17 protein-coding genes and 1 pseudogene are annotated in these 19,222 nt (G+C 48.8%); 8 read left to right on the forward strand and 10 right to left on the reverse strand.

Annotated features, from left to right (window positions below; translation table 11 throughout):
* The first annotated feature begins 52 nt into the window (after nt 1-52).
* The 3 genes from QUA13_RS09460 (at nt 53) to QUA13_RS09470 (ending at nt 2,570) form a co-directional block, all read left to right on the forward strand.
* Complete coding sequence (locus tag QUA13_RS09460; RefSeq protein ID WP_333198097.1) at nt 53-784, forward strand: PP2C family serine/threonine-protein phosphatase; 732 nt, start codon at nt 53-55, stop codon at nt 782-784.
* A gap of 53 nt (nt 785-837) precedes the next feature.
* The gene (locus QUA13_RS09465; RefSeq protein ID WP_333198098.1) at nt 838-2,040 is read left to right on the forward strand and encodes an anhydro-N-acetylmuramic acid kinase; all 1,203 of its coding nucleotides are present in this window, start codon (nt 838-840) and stop codon (nt 2,038-2,040) included.
* Between the two features lie 80 nt (nt 2,041-2,120).
* Nucleotides 2,121-2,570, forward strand: a complete 450-nt coding sequence (locus QUA13_RS09470; RefSeq protein ID WP_172190924.1) for a hypothetical protein — start codon at nt 2,121-2,123, stop codon at nt 2,568-2,570.
* 527 nt (nt 2,571-3,097) lie between these two features.
* Here QUA13_RS09470 and QUA13_RS09475 read toward each other — a convergent pair.
* From QUA13_RS09475 to QUA13_RS09515, 9 genes are all read right to left on the reverse strand, one after another.
* Nucleotides 3,098-3,295 carry an NblA/ycf18 family protein gene (locus QUA13_RS09475; protein ID WP_006635253.1) on the reverse strand — a complete coding sequence of 66 codons (198 nt, stop codon included), beginning with the start codon at nt 3,293-3,295 and terminating at the stop codon, nt 3,098-3,100.
* A gap of 495 nt (nt 3,296-3,790) precedes the next feature.
* Nucleotides 3,791-4,519, reverse strand: coding sequence for a biopolymer transporter ExbD (locus tag QUA13_RS09480; RefSeq protein WP_333198099.1), 729 nt, complete (start codon nt 4,517-4,519; stop codon nt 3,791-3,793).
* Nucleotides 4,520-4,534: 15 nt separating this feature from the next.
* Nucleotides 4,535-5,320 carry a MotA/TolQ/ExbB proton channel family protein gene (locus tag QUA13_RS09485; protein ID WP_333198100.1) on the reverse strand — a complete coding sequence of 262 codons (786 nt, stop codon included), beginning with the start codon at nt 5,318-5,320 and terminating at the stop codon, nt 4,535-4,537.
* Between the two features lie 135 nt (nt 5,321-5,455).
* Nucleotides 5,456-6,706: a ribosome small subunit-dependent GTPase A gene (gene rsgA, locus QUA13_RS09490; RefSeq protein ID WP_333198101.1), complete on the reverse strand. Its 1,251-nt coding sequence runs from the start codon at nt 6,704-6,706 to the stop codon at nt 5,456-5,458.
* Entirely contained in the window at nt 6,703-6,993 is a 291-nt protein-coding gene (locus QUA13_RS09495) for a sulfurtransferase TusA family protein (protein ID WP_333193001.1), read from the reverse strand. The genes rsgA and QUA13_RS09495 overlap by 4 nt, the downstream gene beginning before the upstream one ends.
* A 187-nt stretch (nt 6,994-7,180) precedes the next feature.
* Nucleotides 7,181-8,311, reverse strand: coding sequence for a molecular chaperone DnaJ (dnaJ, locus tag QUA13_RS09500; RefSeq protein WP_333193000.1), 1,131 nt, complete (start codon nt 8,309-8,311; stop codon nt 7,181-7,183).
* A 132-nt stretch (nt 8,312-8,443) separates the two neighbouring features.
* On the reverse strand, nt 8,444-10,582 hold the full coding sequence (gene dnaK, locus QUA13_RS09505; protein ID WP_333198102.1) for a molecular chaperone DnaK: 2,139 nt from the start codon (nt 10,580-10,582) through the stop codon (nt 8,444-8,446).
* Between the two features lie 290 nt (nt 10,583-10,872).
* Complete coding sequence (gene grpE, locus QUA13_RS09510) at nt 10,873-11,664, reverse strand: nucleotide exchange factor GrpE (RefSeq protein ID WP_333198103.1); 792 nt, start codon at nt 11,662-11,664, stop codon at nt 10,873-10,875.
* A gap of 907 nt (nt 11,665-12,571) precedes the next feature.
* The gene (locus tag QUA13_RS09515; protein ID WP_333198104.1) at nt 12,572-12,697 is read right to left on the reverse strand and encodes a hypothetical protein; all 126 of its coding nucleotides are present in this window, start codon (nt 12,695-12,697) and stop codon (nt 12,572-12,574) included.
* 429 nt (nt 12,698-13,126) lie between these two features.
* On the opposite strand from QUA13_RS09515, the gene QUA13_RS09520 reads away from it, so the two are divergent.
* The 5 genes from QUA13_RS09520 (at nt 13,127) to QUA13_RS09540 (ending at nt 18,415) form a co-directional block, all read left to right on the forward strand.
* Nucleotides 13,127-15,136, forward strand: coding sequence for a GspE/PulE family protein (locus tag QUA13_RS09520; protein ID WP_333198105.1), 2,010 nt, complete (start codon nt 13,127-13,129; stop codon nt 15,134-15,136).
* 103 nt (nt 15,137-15,239) lie between these two features.
* Nucleotides 15,240-16,337, forward strand: coding sequence for a type IV pilus twitching motility protein PilT (locus QUA13_RS09525; protein WP_333076451.1), 1,098 nt, complete (start codon nt 15,240-15,242; stop codon nt 16,335-16,337).
* A 94-nt stretch (nt 16,338-16,431) separates the two neighbouring features.
* Nucleotides 16,432-17,559, forward strand: a complete 1,128-nt coding sequence (locus tag QUA13_RS09530) for a type II secretion system F family protein (RefSeq protein WP_333198106.1) — start codon at nt 16,432-16,434, stop codon at nt 17,557-17,559.
* Between the two features lie 53 nt (nt 17,560-17,612).
* Nucleotides 17,613-17,765 carry a hypothetical protein gene (locus QUA13_RS09535; RefSeq protein WP_333198107.1) on the forward strand — a complete coding sequence of 51 codons (153 nt, stop codon included), beginning with the start codon at nt 17,613-17,615 and terminating at the stop codon, nt 17,763-17,765.
* A 35-nt stretch (nt 17,766-17,800) separates the two neighbouring features.
* Nucleotides 17,801-18,415, forward strand: coding sequence for a hypothetical protein (locus QUA13_RS09540; RefSeq protein WP_333198108.1), 615 nt, complete (start codon nt 17,801-17,803; stop codon nt 18,413-18,415).
* A 343-nt stretch (nt 18,416-18,758) separates the two neighbouring features.
* Here QUA13_RS09540 and QUA13_RS09545 read toward each other — a convergent pair.
* A pseudogene (locus QUA13_RS09545) lies at nt 18,759-19,064 on the reverse strand (saccharopine dehydrogenase-like oxidoreductase); the annotation flags it as partial.
* Between the last annotated feature and the right edge of the window lie 158 nt (nt 19,065-19,222).

Raw genomic sequence — 19,222 nt, forward strand, 5'->3', positions numbered from 1 at the left:
TTGCACCATTTCAATCAAGCTTTTAAGTTCGATGAGTCCAATCAGGCAATCTATGAAACGCTCTTTCGCAGGTAAGACAGACACAGGGCTAGTTCGTTCAGTAAATCAGGATTCATACTACATTGACTCTGACGGGCGATTTTTCATAGTAGCCGACGGAATGGGAGGACACGCCGGAGGTCAAGAAGCCAGCCGGATTGCGACTCAGGCGATTCAATCTTATTTGGTCGAACATTGGGAAGGGCCTGAGGATTCTCCGCTGTTGTTGGAAAAGGCTTTTTTAATTGCCAATCAAGCAATTTTGACGGATCAGCTAGACCACCCCGAGCGTGCTGATATGGGGACTACGGCTGTGGTTCTCATGTTTAGGGATGAGAACCGACCTTGGTGCGCTAATATCGGAGACTCTCGCTTGTACCGGCTGCACGGCTCTCGCTTGGAGCAGATTACTGAAGACCAGACTTGGGTGGCTCAGGCTGTGAAAAGAAAGGCCCTAACTCCCGACCAAGCTCGCAGTCATCCTTGGCGTCACGTTTTGTCCCAATGTTTGGGCCGCGATGATGTGCGGGAAATAGATATTTTGCCGGTGGACGTGCAGCCTGGGGATCGCTTGCTGCTGTGCAGCGACGGCTTGACTGAGGAACTTTCCGATCCTTTGATTGCTTCGCCTCTGAAGTCGATTCGCGCCTGCGAGGGCGCTGCAACTGCTTTGATTCAAGCAGCTAAGGATAAAGGGGGACGCGATAATATTACTGTGGTGATCGTGACGATCGACCTCAAATAAATCGGGCAACCCCCCGGAAAATCTAAAATCTAAAATCTAAAATCTAAAATTTAATGACCCGCGTTATCGGTTTGATCAGCGGCACGTCGGTGGATGGCATTGATGCTGCTTTGGTGGATGTGGTCGGTTCCCAAACAGACTTGAAAGTGCAATTGGTAGCCGGCAAGACTTTCCCTTATCCTGCTAATTTGCGATCGCAAATTCTCTCGGTTTGCAGCGGCTCAGCTTTGTCAATGGCTGAACTAGCCGAATTAGATGATGCCATCGCCCAAGAATTTGCCACGGCAGCCTTGACAATTCAAGCAGAATATGATAAAGCCGAATTAATCGGCTCTCACGGTCAAACCGTCTACCATCGACCTGCAGGGAAAGCGCAGAAAGACAGCGCCAGCGGGTTGATGGGCTACAGCTTACAACTCGGGCGGGGCGCGCTAATTGCTCAATTGACAGGCATTACTACTGTCAGTAACTTTCGATCGGCAGACATTGCAGCAGGGGGTCAAGGAGCACCCTTAGTCTCAATAGTTGATGCCTGCCTGCTGGCGGAACCCAACATCAGCCTCTGCATCCAAAATCTGGGCGGAATTGGCAATGTTACCTATCTTCCTGCCACGGGAAAGGGGGAAAACAAGGACGAGTCAGAGATTTTCAATCTTGGGGATGGCATCTCGGGCTGGGATACAGGCCCGGCGAATTCCCTGTTAGATTTGGCAGTGCAGCACTTCTCAGGCGGCACTAAGACTTGCGACGAAGGTGGAGCTTGGGCGGCCTCGGGAACTCCCTGTCAAGCTTTAGTCGATCATTGGCTCGCCCAAGAGTTCTTCCGCCAAGCACCGCCGAAATCTACTGGGCGAGAGTTATTTGGTGTAGACTATTTTGACCGGTGTTTGGTCGAGGCCGAAGGTTACAACCTCAGTCCTGCTGACGTACTGGCTACTCTGACAGAACTGACTGTTGCGTCGATCGTTCACAGTTACCAAACTTTTTTATCGGCTATGCCCGATCGAGTTTTACTGTGCGGGGGCGGCAGCCACAATCTCTACTTAAAACGCCGATTGCAATCTCAATTGCATCCAGTGCAAGTGTTGACTACTTCTGAGGCAGGCTTGAGTGTAGATTTTAAAGAGGCGATCGCTTTCGCGGTTTTAGCCGCATGGCGGGTTCGGGGCATTCCCGGCAATCTGCCTCAAGTTACTGGTGCCCGGACACCGGTACTTTTAGGGGAAATTAACTCTTGTTGGCACAGTTGGGCGTGATAGCATAGAGTCTGAGGGACAACGGCTGTGCGTTGTTGCACCAGCATTGTAGCCAGCAGGAAAAGCATAGGAACAGCACTGTGGCTCACACGTTTTTAATGGAATCGGGCCAATGGACGCTCGAAGGAAGTTGGATTGAGCGCAATGGCGTGCCAATTACGGTTAAAGGCAAAACTTTAGTGAGCTGGAACCGAACAGATTGGTTCAGTATGGTGACGAAGCTCGTGTTTCCTGGAGGCGATCGCGAAGAGATTATTTTGCAGTACCGAGGACACCTCAACAGCGATGAACGGCAGTATACTTTTGTGCTCCAACACAGCGAACTCGGTCGGGTCGAGGGCGAAGGTTGGATTGCTCCCCAGTCGATCGTCCAGCGTTACTGGGTACTTGGAGACGAACGCCAACGGCGGACGGGTTTTGATACCCTGCATCGCGTCGATCACAACCGCTACTATCACTCTAGCGGCATCATGTCTGGTCATTACTTGACGAGTACGATGGAGGCTACTTTGGAACGTCAGTCGGAATAGCTTTTTCTAGAGTTACCACCTGCGAGTTCGAGGGTTTGATGTGAAAATTGAAGGTTTTGGTAGTCGGAGATCCCACTCAGATGTCCGACTAGCGCCATTCTTGTCAAACCTCATCCGCTGTAACTAAAGACAAATATTTTATTTTGTTAAAAAGTTCACACTTACGCTCAAAAATTATCAAATTTTTGAGTCGAACCGCGATAAATTATTTTTGCGGTCTCTTTCTATGCCACTCAATAGATTGCTGCGATCGACTTCCCATATTGAGTCGAATCAAGAAAAAACTGTCAAAGTTTTCTGATGGACGATGAGTCTGTGCAGATGCTTTCTACCTTCTATAGGCAACCACGCCCGATGCTTAAGGACGTTGTTAATTGCTGAAACCCTTGATTTTGTAGCTTCTGGCTTCTCAGGTAGATAACTAAAGCCTTCTTCCTTCTGCTTTCGAGTGACGCCCCATCACCCCCAACTCCTTTCCACCTGAGGGAAGAGAGTAAGAGATAGAGGTCGCCGACTGCGACTCTTTGCTACTCAACGCCTGGGTTTGGTTCTAGGCCCCAATGATGTTTCAGAAAATGGCGGTACATGGTTTCCCGCAGCATCATTTGCTCGTAAAGCTTGACCAAAAACTCCTGAGCTTGTTCGCGGCTCATGTCACTTACCTGTGTTTTGAAGGAACACAGGCTAAATTGCTGTTCCAAAGACAATTCTGCTGGTTGGCTCATGACTTTGACTCCTCTGTAAGTAAAGGTGACTTAAAAGTGAACACCTGGATTAACCAGATTTGTAAAATGTTTCAGCGATAGAGCGTTGGTTTCGGGATACCAGATTGCCCATCTCGCTTTAGTATATATTACAAAAGGTAACAATTGTTTGACAAAATCACCATCTGTCCCAGGAAATAGCTTACTTAGGGATAGAGATGCCAAGATGTCTGCAAAAGTTCCTTCCGCAGGCATATACAACTCTATCTACTTGTCAAGAGAAAAAAGGCTCAGTACGAACCAAAAGAATTGAAGCCCTTTATACCAAATCGGACGGAGCTTCTCTCGGTGAGGGGGAGAGGGGGAGATGAGGAGAGGGGGAGATGAGGAGAGCGGGAGATGAGGAGAGGGGAAGATTGGAAGATGAGGAGAGGGGGAGAGCGGGAGATGAGAAAAGGGGCAGAGGGGAAGATGGGGAGAATTTCTAATTTCTCTGTTCTCCCTTCTTCGTTATAACTAATTCGATGAGCCGCCATCCTGCGGTGGAGTGGCCGCTCCGGGTCTGAAATTGGGAGCAGCGGGTGCAGGCGAAACAGGAGGAATGCCCTGATTTGTCCCAAAGTTGCTAGGCTGCCCCGGAGCGGGGAGAGGAGATTGAAACTGATTGGGATTGAACTGCTGCTGCCCCGGAGCGGGGAGAGGAGATTGAAACTGATTGGGATTGAACTGCTGCTGCCTCGGAGCCACAGGAGACGGCAGGGGTTGACCGGAATTGCCGATCGCAGGTGCAGCAGGAATGCCAGAATTGGGAAGCGAGGTATTGGGCAATGGGGAGGGAGCCGAACTAGGAAGAGTTGCTAGGGCCACTCTATCGCCCCCTACCTCTCTCAATTTGTCTAAAACCTCGACAACTTTGGCATATCTAGCATTTTGAGGAGCGTACAGCACTATCAACCCGGCAGGATTTTGGGTTTGGAAACTCTTTAAAACTCGATCGAGCTGTTGGTAATTAACAGGCAATTGGTCGATATAAGTTTGCCCAAAATCGTCAATGCTGACAATCAGCATCTCTCGCATCTGCGTTTGTCCAGTCTTAGCCTTAGGCAAATCGACATTAATTGCTTGCTGGCGAGTCAGTTGCAAAGCGGCCAGCAGAAAAAACGTCAAAATGCAAAATATCACGTCAATTAAAGGCACCAGTTCAATCCGAGCCTCTTCAGCAGGAGTATCTAGATTAATCTTCATCAGTTCTCAGGAGTTTTAATTATTAGAAGGTGAATCTTCCGCCGGATCGGAACCTTTCAATTTCGGCTCCCGGTTCCGTTCTCCCGATTCTTGAGAATTGAGAGAACGCCTGTTCAAACCATCGGAACCAAAGGAAGAATTGCTGTATTCTGTACCGGGCGATCGACCCTTAGCATTAGCTGCAGGCCAGTATTGCCTGTAAAGCAATTCCAGTTCATTTCCAGCTTTGCGAAATATTTTTGCCTGGTTGAACAAAAAAGCTTGAAATATCCGATAAAACGCCAAGGTAAAAATTGCTACTACCATCCCACTAGCAGTCGTGATCAGCGCCTCGCTAATCCCCAAAGTTACGCCAGTTGTTGCCGACGTGCCGATGTCGCCCAGACGAATAGAACTGAGCGAGTTAATCAAGCCCAAAACTGTTCCCAGCAAGCCCAGCAAAGGGGCTAGAGCGATCGTAGCTTCTAAGATTTTGTCACCGCGGCGCATCGAAGCCAACTCTTCATCGGCGGCAGCTTCGAGTGCGAGTCGAAATAAATCTGGTTCGGGATTGTAGAGCCGCAGGGGTGCAGAAAGAAATCGCCCGATCGGCTGTCGGTTAGCTTGTCTGGCAATCTCGTTAGCCGCCCCCCAATCGCTGCGAGCCGCATCAAGAATGCGGTTAACAATCTGCTTTTCTTTGCTCAGGAGGCTCGCCCAAAACCACAAGCGCTCGATAATCGTACTCAAAGATAGAATCGATAACACCAACAGGGGCCACATGGCGGGGCCGCCTTTTTGAAACAGTTCTTGAATATTCACAGTATTTTTACTCCTGCATAACCGGCTGCGCTTGGCTTCTGTTGAACTTTTTTTAACAAATTTAAGGCCATTTAATTTTAGCTATTAATGTACTGTGCTCCGGGGCCGATCGACCGATCGCGATCGACTAATTCCTCACAACTCGTCTAAATCTTGACACATATCTTGCAGCGACTGGTGTTGAAGGCGACGGGAAGAGCGGCGATATTTTTTAGTTTGCAGCTTCGGTTCGTATTGCTGCGTACCATCCGACTTGGTTTGCTGTTTCAAACTCGCCTCGGCACTACTAGAGTTTTGCTCTTGTTGCTGGCGGACGATCGCCTCTTCCAGAAAATTCAAGTAATAATTGTAGCGCTCCCAACCGCCCCGCACCACACAGTTAGGCTCGTCTCGGTGCGAACAGTCGCTAAACTGGCAGCTACCCAAAGCCAGCCTCTGGCGCGCTTCTGGGAAATATTGAGCTAACTCTGATGGATCGCATTCGAGAGCCGGCTGATTAAAGCCCGGAGTATCGGCCAACAGTCCGCCGCCGGGGAGTTCAAATAGTTCGACGTGGCGAGTCGTGTGGCGCCCGCGGCCGAGTTTGCCGGAAACAGCGTTCACTCGCAGATTCAGGGCGGGGATCAGTTGGTTGATCAAGCTGGACTTGCCAACCCCTGAAGGGCCACAAATTACGGTTATTTTCCCTTGCAAGTGGCCCAGAAGGAAGTTCGGCAACGGGCTATGTACGGGCTTTAACGGATGTAACGGCTTGACCGAATTTGGAATCTGGGGGTTATCCTCAGAACTCAGCATAGATGGCTCTATTTTGTCCACTAAGTTATGAAAAACTGGTTCCGAGGCATAAACTTCATTTTGACCGTTAGCGGGGGCTTCCTGAACTCCTTCGCCGCTGCGGACGCTAATAAACATTGGTTCGTAGCCCCAGCCTGAAAGCCGATCGCGCCACTGTTCCAACTCATCGGGCGTGACCAAATCGCATTTGTTCAGGCACAAACTCACTTCTAAACCGGTAGATTCGGCCTTGACTAAAAACCGAGTTAATGATGCGGGGTCTAAGTCGGGTTCGGCGAGGGCAAAAACGAGGAGAATGCGATCGGCATTAGCTACAGGCGGGCGGTTGAGTTCTGTTTGGCGCGGGAAGACTTCAGAAATTGCACCCCGGCGGTCAATCCAGTCGGGTTCGTCTACCACCACGCGATCGCCCACCATCACCTGTTGGCCAATTTTTTTCAGTCGAGTGCGGCGAGTGCACAGGAGAATCGGAGAATCAGCGAGGGGAGCATTTTTCCCGTCAATGGAGACTGGGATATCTAACCTCACTTGGTAGAAGTTAGCCTGAACAGCAATTACAGTACCCACGATCGAGGGCGAATTCAGGCTCATCCTGCTTCCTGGTGTTCTGGGCGCTGCACTTTCATAGCAAAAAAACCGGAATCCGGCTCCTCCGCGATAAATTGCGTTTCGAGAATCTGGTAGCCTTCCATTTTCAGACTGTCGGGTACTTGTTCGATCGGCTCCCCAGCGTCCAGCCACACCTCCAAAACAGCACCCGGTGCCATTTGCTCCAAGCGGAGCTTAGTGCGGACAAAATTGAGAGGACACGGAGTGCCCCGCAGATCGATTTTGGCATCTGGGGATTTAGGATTTTCAATTTTGGATGTTGAATTCATAATGCTTTTTGCAATCTCAAATCCTGAAAGCCTTAGTTTTTTAAACAAGTTGCCTGGAAACTGGAAAATCTAAAATTTTGTGTCCAATTCACACAGATTGTTATTTTTTATCGAAATTTTGCGTCCCATTCGACACAAATTATTATTTTTTCTGGAATAAGTGAGCGCAATTGCGCTCACTTTTCCCTTATTTCTGAAACAAATTTCCCAGAAATCCTTCCAAACCGCCTTTACCGGTACGATCGCCCTTCAGCTTAGCAAGCTGCATCAGCAATTCCCGTTCCTCAGCAGTCACCTTAGTAGGAATGTCAATAGACACGGTAATCAAATGATCGCCGCGACTGACTGGATTTCCCAACCGAGGTACCCCTTTTTTCTCCAGAGTCAGAACAGTATTCGCCTGAGTTCCGGTAGGAATCAACAATTCCGTCGGCCCGTCTACGGTTTCCACTTCCAACCGGCACCCCAAAATTGCTTGCAGGTAACTAATCTTAACTTCCGAGTTAACGTTAATGCCGTCCCGCTTAAATTGCGGGTCTTCATTCACAGCCAAGAACACGTAAAGATCCCCGGGCGGACCACCCAGTTTGCCCGCATCCCCTTCATTGGAAACGCGCAAGCGAGTACCGTTGTCAACCCCAGCCGGAATTGTGATTTTCAGCTTTTTCATCACTTCTTTCTGGCCTCGGCCGCCGCAAGTTTCGCACTTGTCCTCAATCACTTGCCCGGTGCCGTTGCAACTGGGGCAAACTGAAACTTGAGTAAAGCTGCCGAAAGGAGTGCGAGTAGCGCGTCGGACTTGACCGCTGCCGGTACAAGTCGAGCAAGTTTGGGGTCTCGTGCCCGGTTTTGCCCCGGTACCCGTGCAAGTTTCGCAGGTTTCTAGGTGCTTGATGCGGAGTTCTTTTTCCCCGCCAAACACTGCTTCCCGAAAATCCAGCCGCAAATCGAGACGCAAATCGTCTCCGCGCACCGGCCCGCTGCGCCTGCGACCTTGCTGTTGTTGGCCGCCCACGCCTCCCTGAAAACCCTGAAAGAAGCTTTCAAAAATATCGGCGAAGCTGTCGCCGAAGTCTTGGAAACCCGGAGCGCCTGCACCGCTGACGCCTGCTTCGCCGAACCGGTCGAAACGGGCGCGGGTTTCCGGCTCTGAGAGTACCTCGTAGGCGCGGTTAATTTCTTTAAACCGTTCCTCAGCACCGTCTGTTTTGTTGACATCTGGATGGTACTTGCGAGCTAGACGGCGGTAAGCACGCTTAATTTCTTCTTTGTCTGCGCTACGAGAAACGCCTAATATTTCATAGTAATCACCGGCCATAGAGCTGCTTGCCTGGAGGTAAATAACAAAAAGTGTACGAAAAAGAAACGGGCAACCTTTCCTGAAATTACAGATTAAAAATTAAAAATTAACAATGAGAATTTTTAACTTTTAATTTTTAGTTTTTCAGTTTTAAAGGAAAGGATTCATATCATCAACTTCCGGTTCGGGAACCTTCGGTTTTTGTTTTGACTGTGGATTTGACTGTGGATTTGGCTGTCGTTTTGACTGTCGTTCCGGCTTTGGTTCCAGCTTTGATTCCGACTTTGGTTCCGGCTTTGGTTCTGGCTTTGGTTTCGGCTTTGGTTCCGGCTTTGGTTCCGGCTGCGCTTGGGGCGCCACCAGCAGCTCTTCTGTCAGCAAAATGCTGTCGTCGTCCGCTTTAACCTCTTGTGGTTCTGATTTTACTTCTGACATCATCTCGCTTTCAACAACAGCCCCTGACGGGACTACCCCGCTGCGGGCTTGGTCGTAGACTGCTGTCCCGAGCGAGTATAGCAGTTGCTTGAAAGATTCGATTGCGGGCGTGAGTTCCTCGACTGTGATATCGGGGTTAGTCATCGCTGCCCGCAAGGCTGCTGCGGCTGTTTCCGCTTCGGCCTTGAGGTCGTCGCTCAGCAGTTGCGCGTTGGTTTTTAAAGTTACACCACAATTATAGACGAGGGAGTCAGCTTGATTTTTGAGTTCGACGAGTAGAGCGCGCTTGATGTCCTCGTCGGCGTAAAGTTCGGCTTCTTGTCGCATCCGCTCGACTTCGGTTTCGCTCAATCCCCCTGTATTGGAAATTTGGATGCTTTGTTCTTTTCCGGTTCCCTTGTCTTCAGCGGCAACTTTGAGAATGCCGTTGGCATCGATTTCAAAGGTAACTTCAATTTGAGGTACGCCGCGGGGGGCTGGGGGAATGCCTTTGAGCAGGAACTTGCCGAGACTTTTATTGTCTTTAACCAATGCCCGCTCGCCTTGGAGCACGTGTATTTCTACCGAGGTTTGCCCGTCTGCCGCCGTGCTGTACATTTGCGATCGGCTCGTGGGAATAGTTGTATTGCGATCGATTACTTTGGTGAACACCCCGCCCAACGTTTCTAGTCCCAGAGAGAGCGGCGTCACGTCAAGCAGCAGCAAATCTTTTACCTCACCGCCCAACACCCCGGCTTGAATTGCCGCGCCTACCGCTACAGCTTCGTCGGGATTGACCGATTTATCAGGAGCAACGCCTCCAAAATACTTGCTAATTGCCTTTTGAACTGCCGGAATCCGGGTTGAGCCTCCCACTAAAATAATTCTGTCTATATCTTTCGGGGTCAAACTTGCGTCTTTGAGCGCTTGAGTCACCGGATCGATCGTCGCTTGCACCAAATGAGCCACCAGTTTTTCAAACTGAGCTTTGGAGAGTTCCATTTCCAAATGCTTCGGCCCTTTGTCGTCAGAGGAGATGAAGGGCAAATTGATTGAGGTGGATTCCCGGTTGGAGAGTTCGATTTTCGCTTTTTCCGCAGCTTCTCTGAGGCGCTGCAAGGCCATTTTGTCTTGTGAGAGGTCACTGCCTTCTTGAGTCCGGAAAGCTTCTACCAGCCACTGGACTATGCAGTCGTCAAAGTCATCTCCTCCGAGATGGTTGTTACCTGAGGTAGCGTTGACTTCAAAAATTCCGTCTCCCAGTTGCAGGATCGAAACGTCGAAAGTACCGCCGCCCAGGTCAAAGACCAAGATTTTCTGTTCTATATTTTGCTTGTCCAGCCCGTAGGAAAGGGCGGCCGCCGTCGGTTCGTTGACTATCCGCAAGACTTCTAGACCCGCGATCGTACCGGCGTCTTTAGTCGCTTGCCGCTGGGCGTCTGTGAAGTAAGCTGGCACTGTAATTACGGCTTGGGTAACAGTTTGTCCCAAATAAGCTTCAGCATCTTGCTTTAGCTTTTGGAGTACCATTGCCGAGATTTCCTGGGGAGTGTGAACCTTGTTCCGAATTTGGACGTTAACCGTGTCGTCTTTCCCTTTTATGCAGGTATAGGGAGTCCGGGATCGTTCTTCTTCCGTGTCGTCCCACCGCCGACCGATAAATCGTTTGATGCTGTAGACAGTATTTACAGCATTAGTTACAGCTTGCCGCTTGGCCAATTGACCTACTAAGCGATCGCCCGCCTTGCCAAATCCTACTATACTCGGAGTTGTGCGGCCGCCCTCGGAATTGGCGATCACGACAGGTTTACCGCCCTCTAACACAGCTACACAACTGTTAGTCGTGCCTAAGTCAATTCCAATAATTTTTCCCATAGCGCCTCATAAAACTTTGTGGGATGTTTGGAAACCTCCAACTACCAGTTGGGGGAGGAAAAACGACTCAGCTTGTTCAAACAAGCATTACCAGACCAGATTTGTAGGAAATAAACTAGATGTCCTAAGGCAATATCAAAGACGGGTAAAAACGTTTTTCCGAATTTTTTGAGAAAGCGCTGACCTGCTTTTAGTCATCAATTAAGAATTTGGTTAATCTGCCGCCTTGGGACCCCCGAATAGAATTCGGGGGTTAGTGACTTTGAGGAATGCAGTAGCTTGTATCCCGATTAACTTTCCGAACTATCGGGATTTTCATCTGAGGCTACCACAGATAGCCCAGCCGCTGCAACTTTCACTTTGGCGTGCCGCAAGACGCGATCGCCCAGAATGTAACCGCGTTCTAGTTCTTGGATAATTGTTCCTTCCTCGTGTTCGTCACTTGGCTCGCTGAGTAGAGCTTCGTGGAGGTTGGGGTCAAACTGTTCGCCTTCGGGGCGCATCGGAGAAACCCCAATTTGCTTGAGGCTATCTACCATTTGCTTGTAAACGCTTTGGTAGCTTTTGTGAATGTTCATTTCGCCATCGGTTTGCGGCTTGATGTGCGATCGAGCGCGCTCGAAATTGTCTATTACCGGCAACAGGGGTTTGATCGTGAGACACCTTGCCTGTAAATCTAGCTCTTCTTTTTCCTTTTGGGTGCGCCTGCGGAAGTTCTCAAAATCTGCTGCTAGCCGGAGATTTTGATTTTTCAGCTCTTCTAGTTGAGCGGATGCCGCTTGCAACTGAGTTTTTAAAGCCTCTTTTTCATCTGTTGCCTGGGCCAGTTCCTTCTTCAATGACTCCGCCGCGTCTGCAGTCGGGCTGTTTGTGGAACTGCCGGTGACGGTAGGCCCAGGTGCGTTTGCTGGCGGGCGATCGGCCTGAGCACTTTGATAAGCTCGAGCAAGTTCGAGCTCCCAATCTGCTGATCCGTTCGAGTTTGCTGGTGCCGGCGGATTTTCGCTTGCCATTGGCGAACCCTCTGGGGTTTCCCCAGTTGAGTTAGGATCTCGATCTTGCTGTTTTTCCTCGTCAATCATAAAAGCTGCGCGACAGAACCCTATCAATTCTAGCAGATACGTTTAACCCGGTAAATCTACAGTTATCGAATTTACTGTGTATGGCACAATCTGAAATGAGGAAATCTCGCTTGCTGTGGAGGCAGATCTCAAAGCTTTCAATAAAATATTCAAAGAGCAGTTTAGATATTTATCTATAGTATGACCGCTGTTGGGCGCAATTAAACGTTTGTTGCTTCCTAATTTTCGATTAACGCGATTATCGCATTTATAACAGGTTTTATTAAAAATATTCGGCTATTTTCTACTAAAATATTTCCGAATTAGGAGGTTTAATTTTTCAACGTTTGCTTAAAACAACGAGAGTGACTTAAAGTTATCCAAAGTTATCATCGGTTGGGCTGTTTGATTCGCAAGCTGACGCTTGCATTTTTTACCATTTGCTCAGTTTCCCAAGTCGGGAGAAAGAGGAATTTGTATTTAGTGATAAGTAGCTAGCTGTCTCCTTGTGTAACTCAGATACTAGGTTGTTAATCTTGATACGAATTGGGGCTATTGTTTTTCGGATTCGATACCCCCGAAGTCCCTTGAAGTCTCGAATTGTTACCAGCCAAAGGAGAGAAATTAGCTGGTTTCGCGGAGGCGATCATCTGTAGATGCGATTGATATCTAATTTGCCTATTTCCAAGATTTGTGAACCGTCAATCTTACGTCAGCCGAGGTGAGATTTGAGACTTCCCCGCGATCGCGGAGCCGAATGATTTGAGATTTACCCCACAGATGAATCTGGGAGCTTGAACAAGAGTCGAAAATTTTGGGGGCTGGCGACTCCTGTCGGAAACTTGTATCCATTTTCGGGCGGGGTGACAAAGATTCGGACATCCGGGTAGAATCACAGTAATATTGGCTGACAAAAAACTAGAGATCCTCAAAATCTGTGCTGGAGACTCATGTAGGCGATCGGGCACTGCCCGATCGCAGATAATTCATCAAAATATATTTCAAAAGACCGATCGAGACTTTCGTAAAAGCTATCATCATCATCACACAACATAGCTCATCTTTAATTTATTACAGCTAACCGCGCCGCCACGGGCGCTGTGATTTGAGCAAACAATTTGGGAAAATAGAATGAACGTACGAAGGCGACACACCCCACCACGCTTTTTTCTCCCTGTACAGGTAACCCCCAAGTGATGTGCCCGGACGCTATAACGAGAGTATCCCGCAAGTTAATCAGGTAAGTAAGCAACTTAGCACTTAACGAACAAGATCTGATTGCAAGCACTGGCAAATCCCTCCAACGTCTCGTCAATTTGTGGACGAAGCTTAGAGGGGACTGCGAGCTTACACTTGAGAGATAGGGATTGAGCAAAAACATGATAGCTGATCCATAAACAAAGAATACGGGGGTTAAAACCCCGCGTTGGTTTTCCTCTCAGCACTCTTTGTGACTGAGTTTCCCACCTATTGAGTGTTTTTTATGACTAACACATCCCAGGGGTTTCGCTCCACATCGATAGTTGCTCTGAGCAATTTTACTCCGGCTCTCAACAAGATGATTCAGGCGGGTTACGTCAACGGCGACCAACTGAAGCAAGCTCAAATTGAAAGCCAGAAGTCGGGTAAGCGGTTGACTGATGTATTAGAAGCCCTTACCGGGCAGCCGTTGCCCCCTGAATTGCTGCGGCTTTACAAGAAGCAGCAGATGTTTGAACGGAAGATTGTCTACGGGGTTGAAGCATTTGACCCGGAGATGAGCGAAATGTCTAACGAGCAACTCGGAGTTATGCTCGACGGGTTGAAGATTTCGCTCGACATTTGTCACCAAGGTCGGTTTTTACCCGTAGCGAAGACTGAAACTGAGCCTGCGGCGGTTTTAGTGGCAATGGTAGATCCCGACAACCTCAACGCCATAGAAGATTTGCGGCGGATTTTACAGCCTCACGGCTTGGCTTTGCAGCGACGGGTGATTACGCCTGACGACTATCAGGACATAACTTCGGCCTATCAAGACGACCAAGTTAAGGTAGCAGCCAAAATAGCAGCAGCCGAAAAGCAGAGAAAGATGGATTTAGGGGAGGGAGATTTTGGCGAGCTCTCCCTCGAAGAGGAGAGTGCCGACCAAGAAGACCTAGCTAACACCTTGGACGATGCTGAGGCGGCTCCGGTAATTAAGGCCGTCAATATCATTTTGGCTAAAGCTTTGTCGGAAAAGGTGTCTGACATCCACGTAGAACCTCAAGAAGAGTTCATGCGGATTCGGATGCGGAAAGACGGGGTGCTGCAAGAATATTTCCGGTTTCCCAAGCAGGTAGTCGCATCGATTACGGCTCGTTTCAAGATTATTGCGAACCTGGACATTGCCGAACGCCGACAAGCTCAAGACGGCCGCATCCGCCGGGTATTTGAGGGACGCACGGTGGATTTCCGGGTGAACAGCTTGCCTTCCCGGTACGGCGAAAAAATCGTGCTGCGGATTTTGGACAGTTCCAGCACTCAGTTGGGTTTGGGTTTGTTAATCTCCGACGAAGAAACTCTCGCTTTAGTGCGAGAGAGTGCTAGCCGTCCGTTCGGACTGATTTTGGTGACAGGGCCGACGGGTTCGGGCAAGTCAACTACTCTGTACTCGATTCTGGCGGAACGCAACGATCCGGGGGTTAATATCAGTACGGCGGAAGACCCGATCGAATATGCTTTGCCAGGAATTACCCAATGTCAAGTAATTCGGGAAAAAGACTTGACTTTTTCCAACATTCTGCGGGCGTTTTTGCGGCAAGACCCTGACGTGATGCTGGTGGGGGAAACGCGGGACAAGGAAACGGCAAAAACGGCTCTGGAAGCTGCTTTGACGGGACACTTGGTGCTGACGACGCTGCACACGAACGACGCGGCTGGGGCGGTCGCGCGTTTGGCGGAAATGGGCGTAGAACCGTTCATGGTTTCGGCAGCTCTGTTGGGCGTGTTGGCTCAGCGTCTGATGCGGCGCGTTTGCGACAAATGCTGCACTCCTTACCAGCCTACTGCTGCAGAACTCGGCAAGTACGGTCTGTCGGCTTCTCAAGAAATTGATCTGACTGTTTACAAAGCCAACACCGTACCGGTGGAGCAAAGGAAGGAACTCGCAGAACGCGAGGAACTTTGTCGGAAGTGCGGCGGCCTAGGCTACAAAGGACGGGTAGGGGTTTACGAGTTCCTGAAAAATACTGAGCGGCTTCAAACTCTGATCACTCAAGGAGCTCCCACAGAGCAAATTAAGGAAGCAGCAGTAGAAGAAGGGATGAAAACGTTGTTGGCTTACAGCTTGCAGTTGGTGCGGGAAGGCGCGACTACTTTTGAAGAAGTCGAGCGGGTGACGTTTACTGACTCTGGCCTGGAGGCGGAAATGAAAGCAAAACGCAAGCAGGGGCTTACCTGCAAAACTTGTCGGGCGGAATTGAAGCCAGAGATGTTGGATTGTCCGTACTGCTTGACGCCACGCTTTTTGGATTGATTCAGCAGTTAACTGTTGACTGTTAAATGTTGACTATTAACTGTTGACTGTTAACTGAGCTAGATTGGTCAATAACTATCAACTCGATCGAGGAGAGGTATCTATGGGTCTGATGATTGAAGACGTACTGGAGTCCCTGGTAGAGCAAGGGGGTTCGGACATACACATCCAAGCGGGCGCGCCTATATTCTTCCGAGTCAGCGGTAAACTAACTCCTCAGACGCAATACGGCGACATTCTGTCTGCTGAGGAAGTGCAGATCCTGATTTTCCAAATGCTCAACAATATGCAGCGCAAGCAGTTGGAAATGGAGTGGGAACTCGACTGCGCTTACGGCGTTCGGGGATTGGCTCGGTTTCGCGTCAATGTCTACCGGGAGCGGGGTGCTTGGGCTGCTTGTATGCGGGCTCTGGCTTCTAAGATTCCTAACGCCGATGCTTTAGGCGTGCCGCAGATTTTGCGGGATCTGACGGAAAGACCTAGGGGTATGCTGTTGGTGACGGGACAAACGGGTTCCGGGAAAACTACTACGATGGCGGCTTTGTTGGATCTGGTCAACCGGACGCGGGCAGAACACATTCTAACAGTTGAAGATCCGATCGAATATGTGTTTCCTAATATCAAGAGTTTGTTTCACCAGCGCCAAAAGGGCGAAGATACTAAGAGCTTTGCTAATGCGCTGAAAGCTGCGTTGCGCGAAGATCCTGATGTAATTCTGGTGGGGGAAATGCGGGACTTGGAAACGATAGGTCTGGCAATTTCGGCAGCAGAAACGGGTCACATGGTGATGGGAACGCTGCACACTAATTCGGCCGCTGCAACGATCGATCGGATTTTGGACGTGTTCCCGCCCATTCAACAACCCCAGGTTCGCGCTCAAGTGTCTAACTCTTTGGTGGGAATTTGCAGCCAAAATTTGGTAATAAAAGTTGGGGGCGGCCGCTGCTGCGCTATGGAAATCATGGTGAACACTCCAGCTATGGCTAACTTGATCCGGGAGGGCAAAACTCCAATGATTTACTCTCAAATCCAAATGGGGGCAAAATTGGGTATGAGGACGATGGAAATGGCCCTCGCTGAACTTTACAAGAGCGGTAAAGTCACTTGGGAATCCGCAATGGCCAAGGCTTCTAAGGCTGACGAACTCGAACGCTTGATCGGCCCGGCACCTGTTGGTGGCGCCCCGGTAAAAGCTCATTAATTCAGTCTGCAGTCATTAGTCAGGAGTCAGCAGGCTGAATTAATGGCTGATGACTGATGAGTCATAACTTTTAATAAATTTTCAGAGGTGAGCTGTGGCTACCAACGTTATCCGCGAAAAACCGAAAGGTGGCTTTGATTTGAGTAAGATTCAGGAGCAAATCGAGTATAACCTTACCAGTCTTACTGTTAAGGATATGGCTATTTTTGCTCGTCAGTTTGCGGCTATGTTTAATGCAGGGGTGGCGATCGTTCGATGCCTTTCCGTGCTGCACGAGCAGTGTTCTAATGCTAAGTTGAAGCGAGCGCTCAGGAGCATGAATGCTGACGTGCAGGAGGGGATAAACTTGGCAGAGGCGATGGCTAAGTTTCCTGATGTTTTTGACCAACTGTTTATCAGTATGGTGGCGGCGGGAGAAGTCGGGGGGGTGCTAGATGAAACCCTAGACCGTCTGGCTGTGATGATGGAAAAAAATCACAAGACGGAGGCTGAAATTAATTCGGCGATGTCTTATCCGAAGACAGTGTTCTTTATTGCGATCGTGATTTTTTTCGCAATGACCATATTCTTGCTACCAACTTTCGCTAAGATATTTAAGGATATTGGTGCAGATTTGCCGACTTTTACGCTGATAATGTTGGGAATTAGTGCATTTTGTACGGCTTGGCCTCCCATTCAACAGGTGACAGTTATTGGGGTGATTATAGCGCTAAAAATTGCCTTCGATATGTACTACAAAACTCCAATAGGCCACCTACAAATTGATAGGATTGCGATGAAGTTGCCGATTTTTGGAGATTTGATCGAAAAATCGGCGGTGGCTCGGTTTTGCGTGATCTTTGGGTCGCTGACGCGATCGGGCGTGCCGATTCTCAATTCTTTGGAAATTGTGCGAGATGTGGCTGGGAATCAGGCGATCTCTAATGCGATCGAATATGCGAGACAGGAAATTCAAAGCGGTGGCATGATCAGTATTGCTTTGCAAGAACAAGCTGTTTTTCCGTCTTTGGCTATTCAAATGATGGCAATTGGCGAGGAAACTGGGGAACTTGACAAGATGCTAATGAAAGTTGGCGCTTTCTACGAAACGGAAGTGGAAGAAGCAGTAAAAGGACTTACCAGTATGCTAGAACCTCTGATGATTGTGGTCGTCGGTGGTATCGTAGGTTCGATTTTGCTGTCGATGTATCTGCCGATGTTCGCCGTGTTCCAGAAGCTGTAAAAAAGGGCTAATTAGTTATTAGTTATTAGTTAATAGCAATTAACGCATGACCAATGACTATTCCAATCGTTCCCAGGCAGAGCCTGGGAATGCCTTTGGAGAAGGTACAGCATCCATTAAAAGGAGAAAATAATTGGGAGGCTGAACCCCCCAATCTTAATTACCAGGATCTTCCTGGTAACGACAAGCGATCGCTGAGGAATTAGCAGCAATTAGTAATTACTTATTATTTTGTTTGAAAATGTCTGTTAAACAATCACATTACGAGGCTTTACTAGCAGAGTACAGCGAATCTTCCGCCGCGATCGCCCTGCTGAAAAAATATCGGGTTTACATGGAAATGATTCCGAGTATCCGCCGCGCCCATGATAGTTTAATTACCATTCCTTTGCCAATTGCGCGCTTGCGGGACGGAGTTTCGTATGCGGGAAGAGGCGGGACTAGCATATCGCCCGGACAGGCAGTTTGTTTGCCGTGCGATTTGGCGATTTTGATGTGCGATCCTGAATGGAAAGTTAAAATTGGAGTGGAAATTTTAATTTTCATTCATCGTCCGGGCGAAGAGTTTTCTGAGTTGCTCGGCCGCTGGCGGCAGTCTCAGGTGTGGCTGGATAAAGGTTACGAATGGGTGATGCCGCACCGCTACAGACATATTTACAGCGATGAAGCTGAGGCTGTTCATCCGCTATTTGTTTTGTTTGAGGAAACGCCGGAACTGATTCAACGGGGTTTGATGGCTGCTGGTTTGCCGTTTGTGGTGGAAAGTTTCGAGTCGGGGAGTGAGGAAGTAGAGGAGGAAGAGTTTCTGGGTAGCGGGGAACTGGGAAGTATTGGTGAAGAGAGTTTTGATTTGTAGGGTTGGGTGCGATCGCCTATAGCCATCCTATTACTTGATGTAAAGTAGATTTTTTTCAAGGAACCGCAGAGGGCGCAGAGAAAGAGAAAAGAGATAAATATTGATGTTTGCCAATCCTAAATCGGGTTGTTATATGCAGATATTCAAAGATATTTTGTGTGGGTAAGGAAGGTTTATGCTCCACAGGTTGATGGCATTTCAAACAATCTAATTAATCGATTGCTTTGTCATTTGTGACCCGCCCAAAAACGGATACAATCCCCCGATGTCGTGGAGAGATAAAAATTTTAGACGCAAGTTAAAGCTCCCAGATCCACCTGTGGAGTAAATCTCAAATCTCAAATCGAATGACCCCTTTAGCTGGGCCGCAAACGTTGGCTTTCATGCTGGTTGCGTCGCCTAATGTAAAGGTGTGGGTTGAAATTTTGCCATCGAATGAATGTGCGATCGGTAATTGGGACGTTGGTACTCAGGGTTTTTTTGAATAGCGGGTATGGACGACGCCGCCGAGTGTGACTTGATCGCGATCGCAAATTCCCGCCAATTCCAACATGATATCATCGGCGTGTTCCATATTTTCTAGCTTCAGTAAACCCCCGGTGCTATCTAACAGTGCTTCCACTTCTGCATCAGTCATTGCTTGGGCTTTTGGTACGTCATTCACGGGGCTTTCTTGAGAGCGGACAATTTTTTATGATCTGTCAATAGGGGACAAGTGAAGAATATATTTAGGAATGAAAATTTAATAACTTCACTATCTACTCAATTGTCGGAACAGCACGGTAATTCCATTTTGGCAAATATTCA

This window comes from Microcoleus sp. S28C3 (genome assembly GCF_036700785.1).
In the GTDB taxonomy this organism is placed as follows: Bacteria; Cyanobacteriota; Cyanobacteriia; order Cyanobacteriales; family Microcoleaceae; genus Microcoleus; species Microcoleus asticus.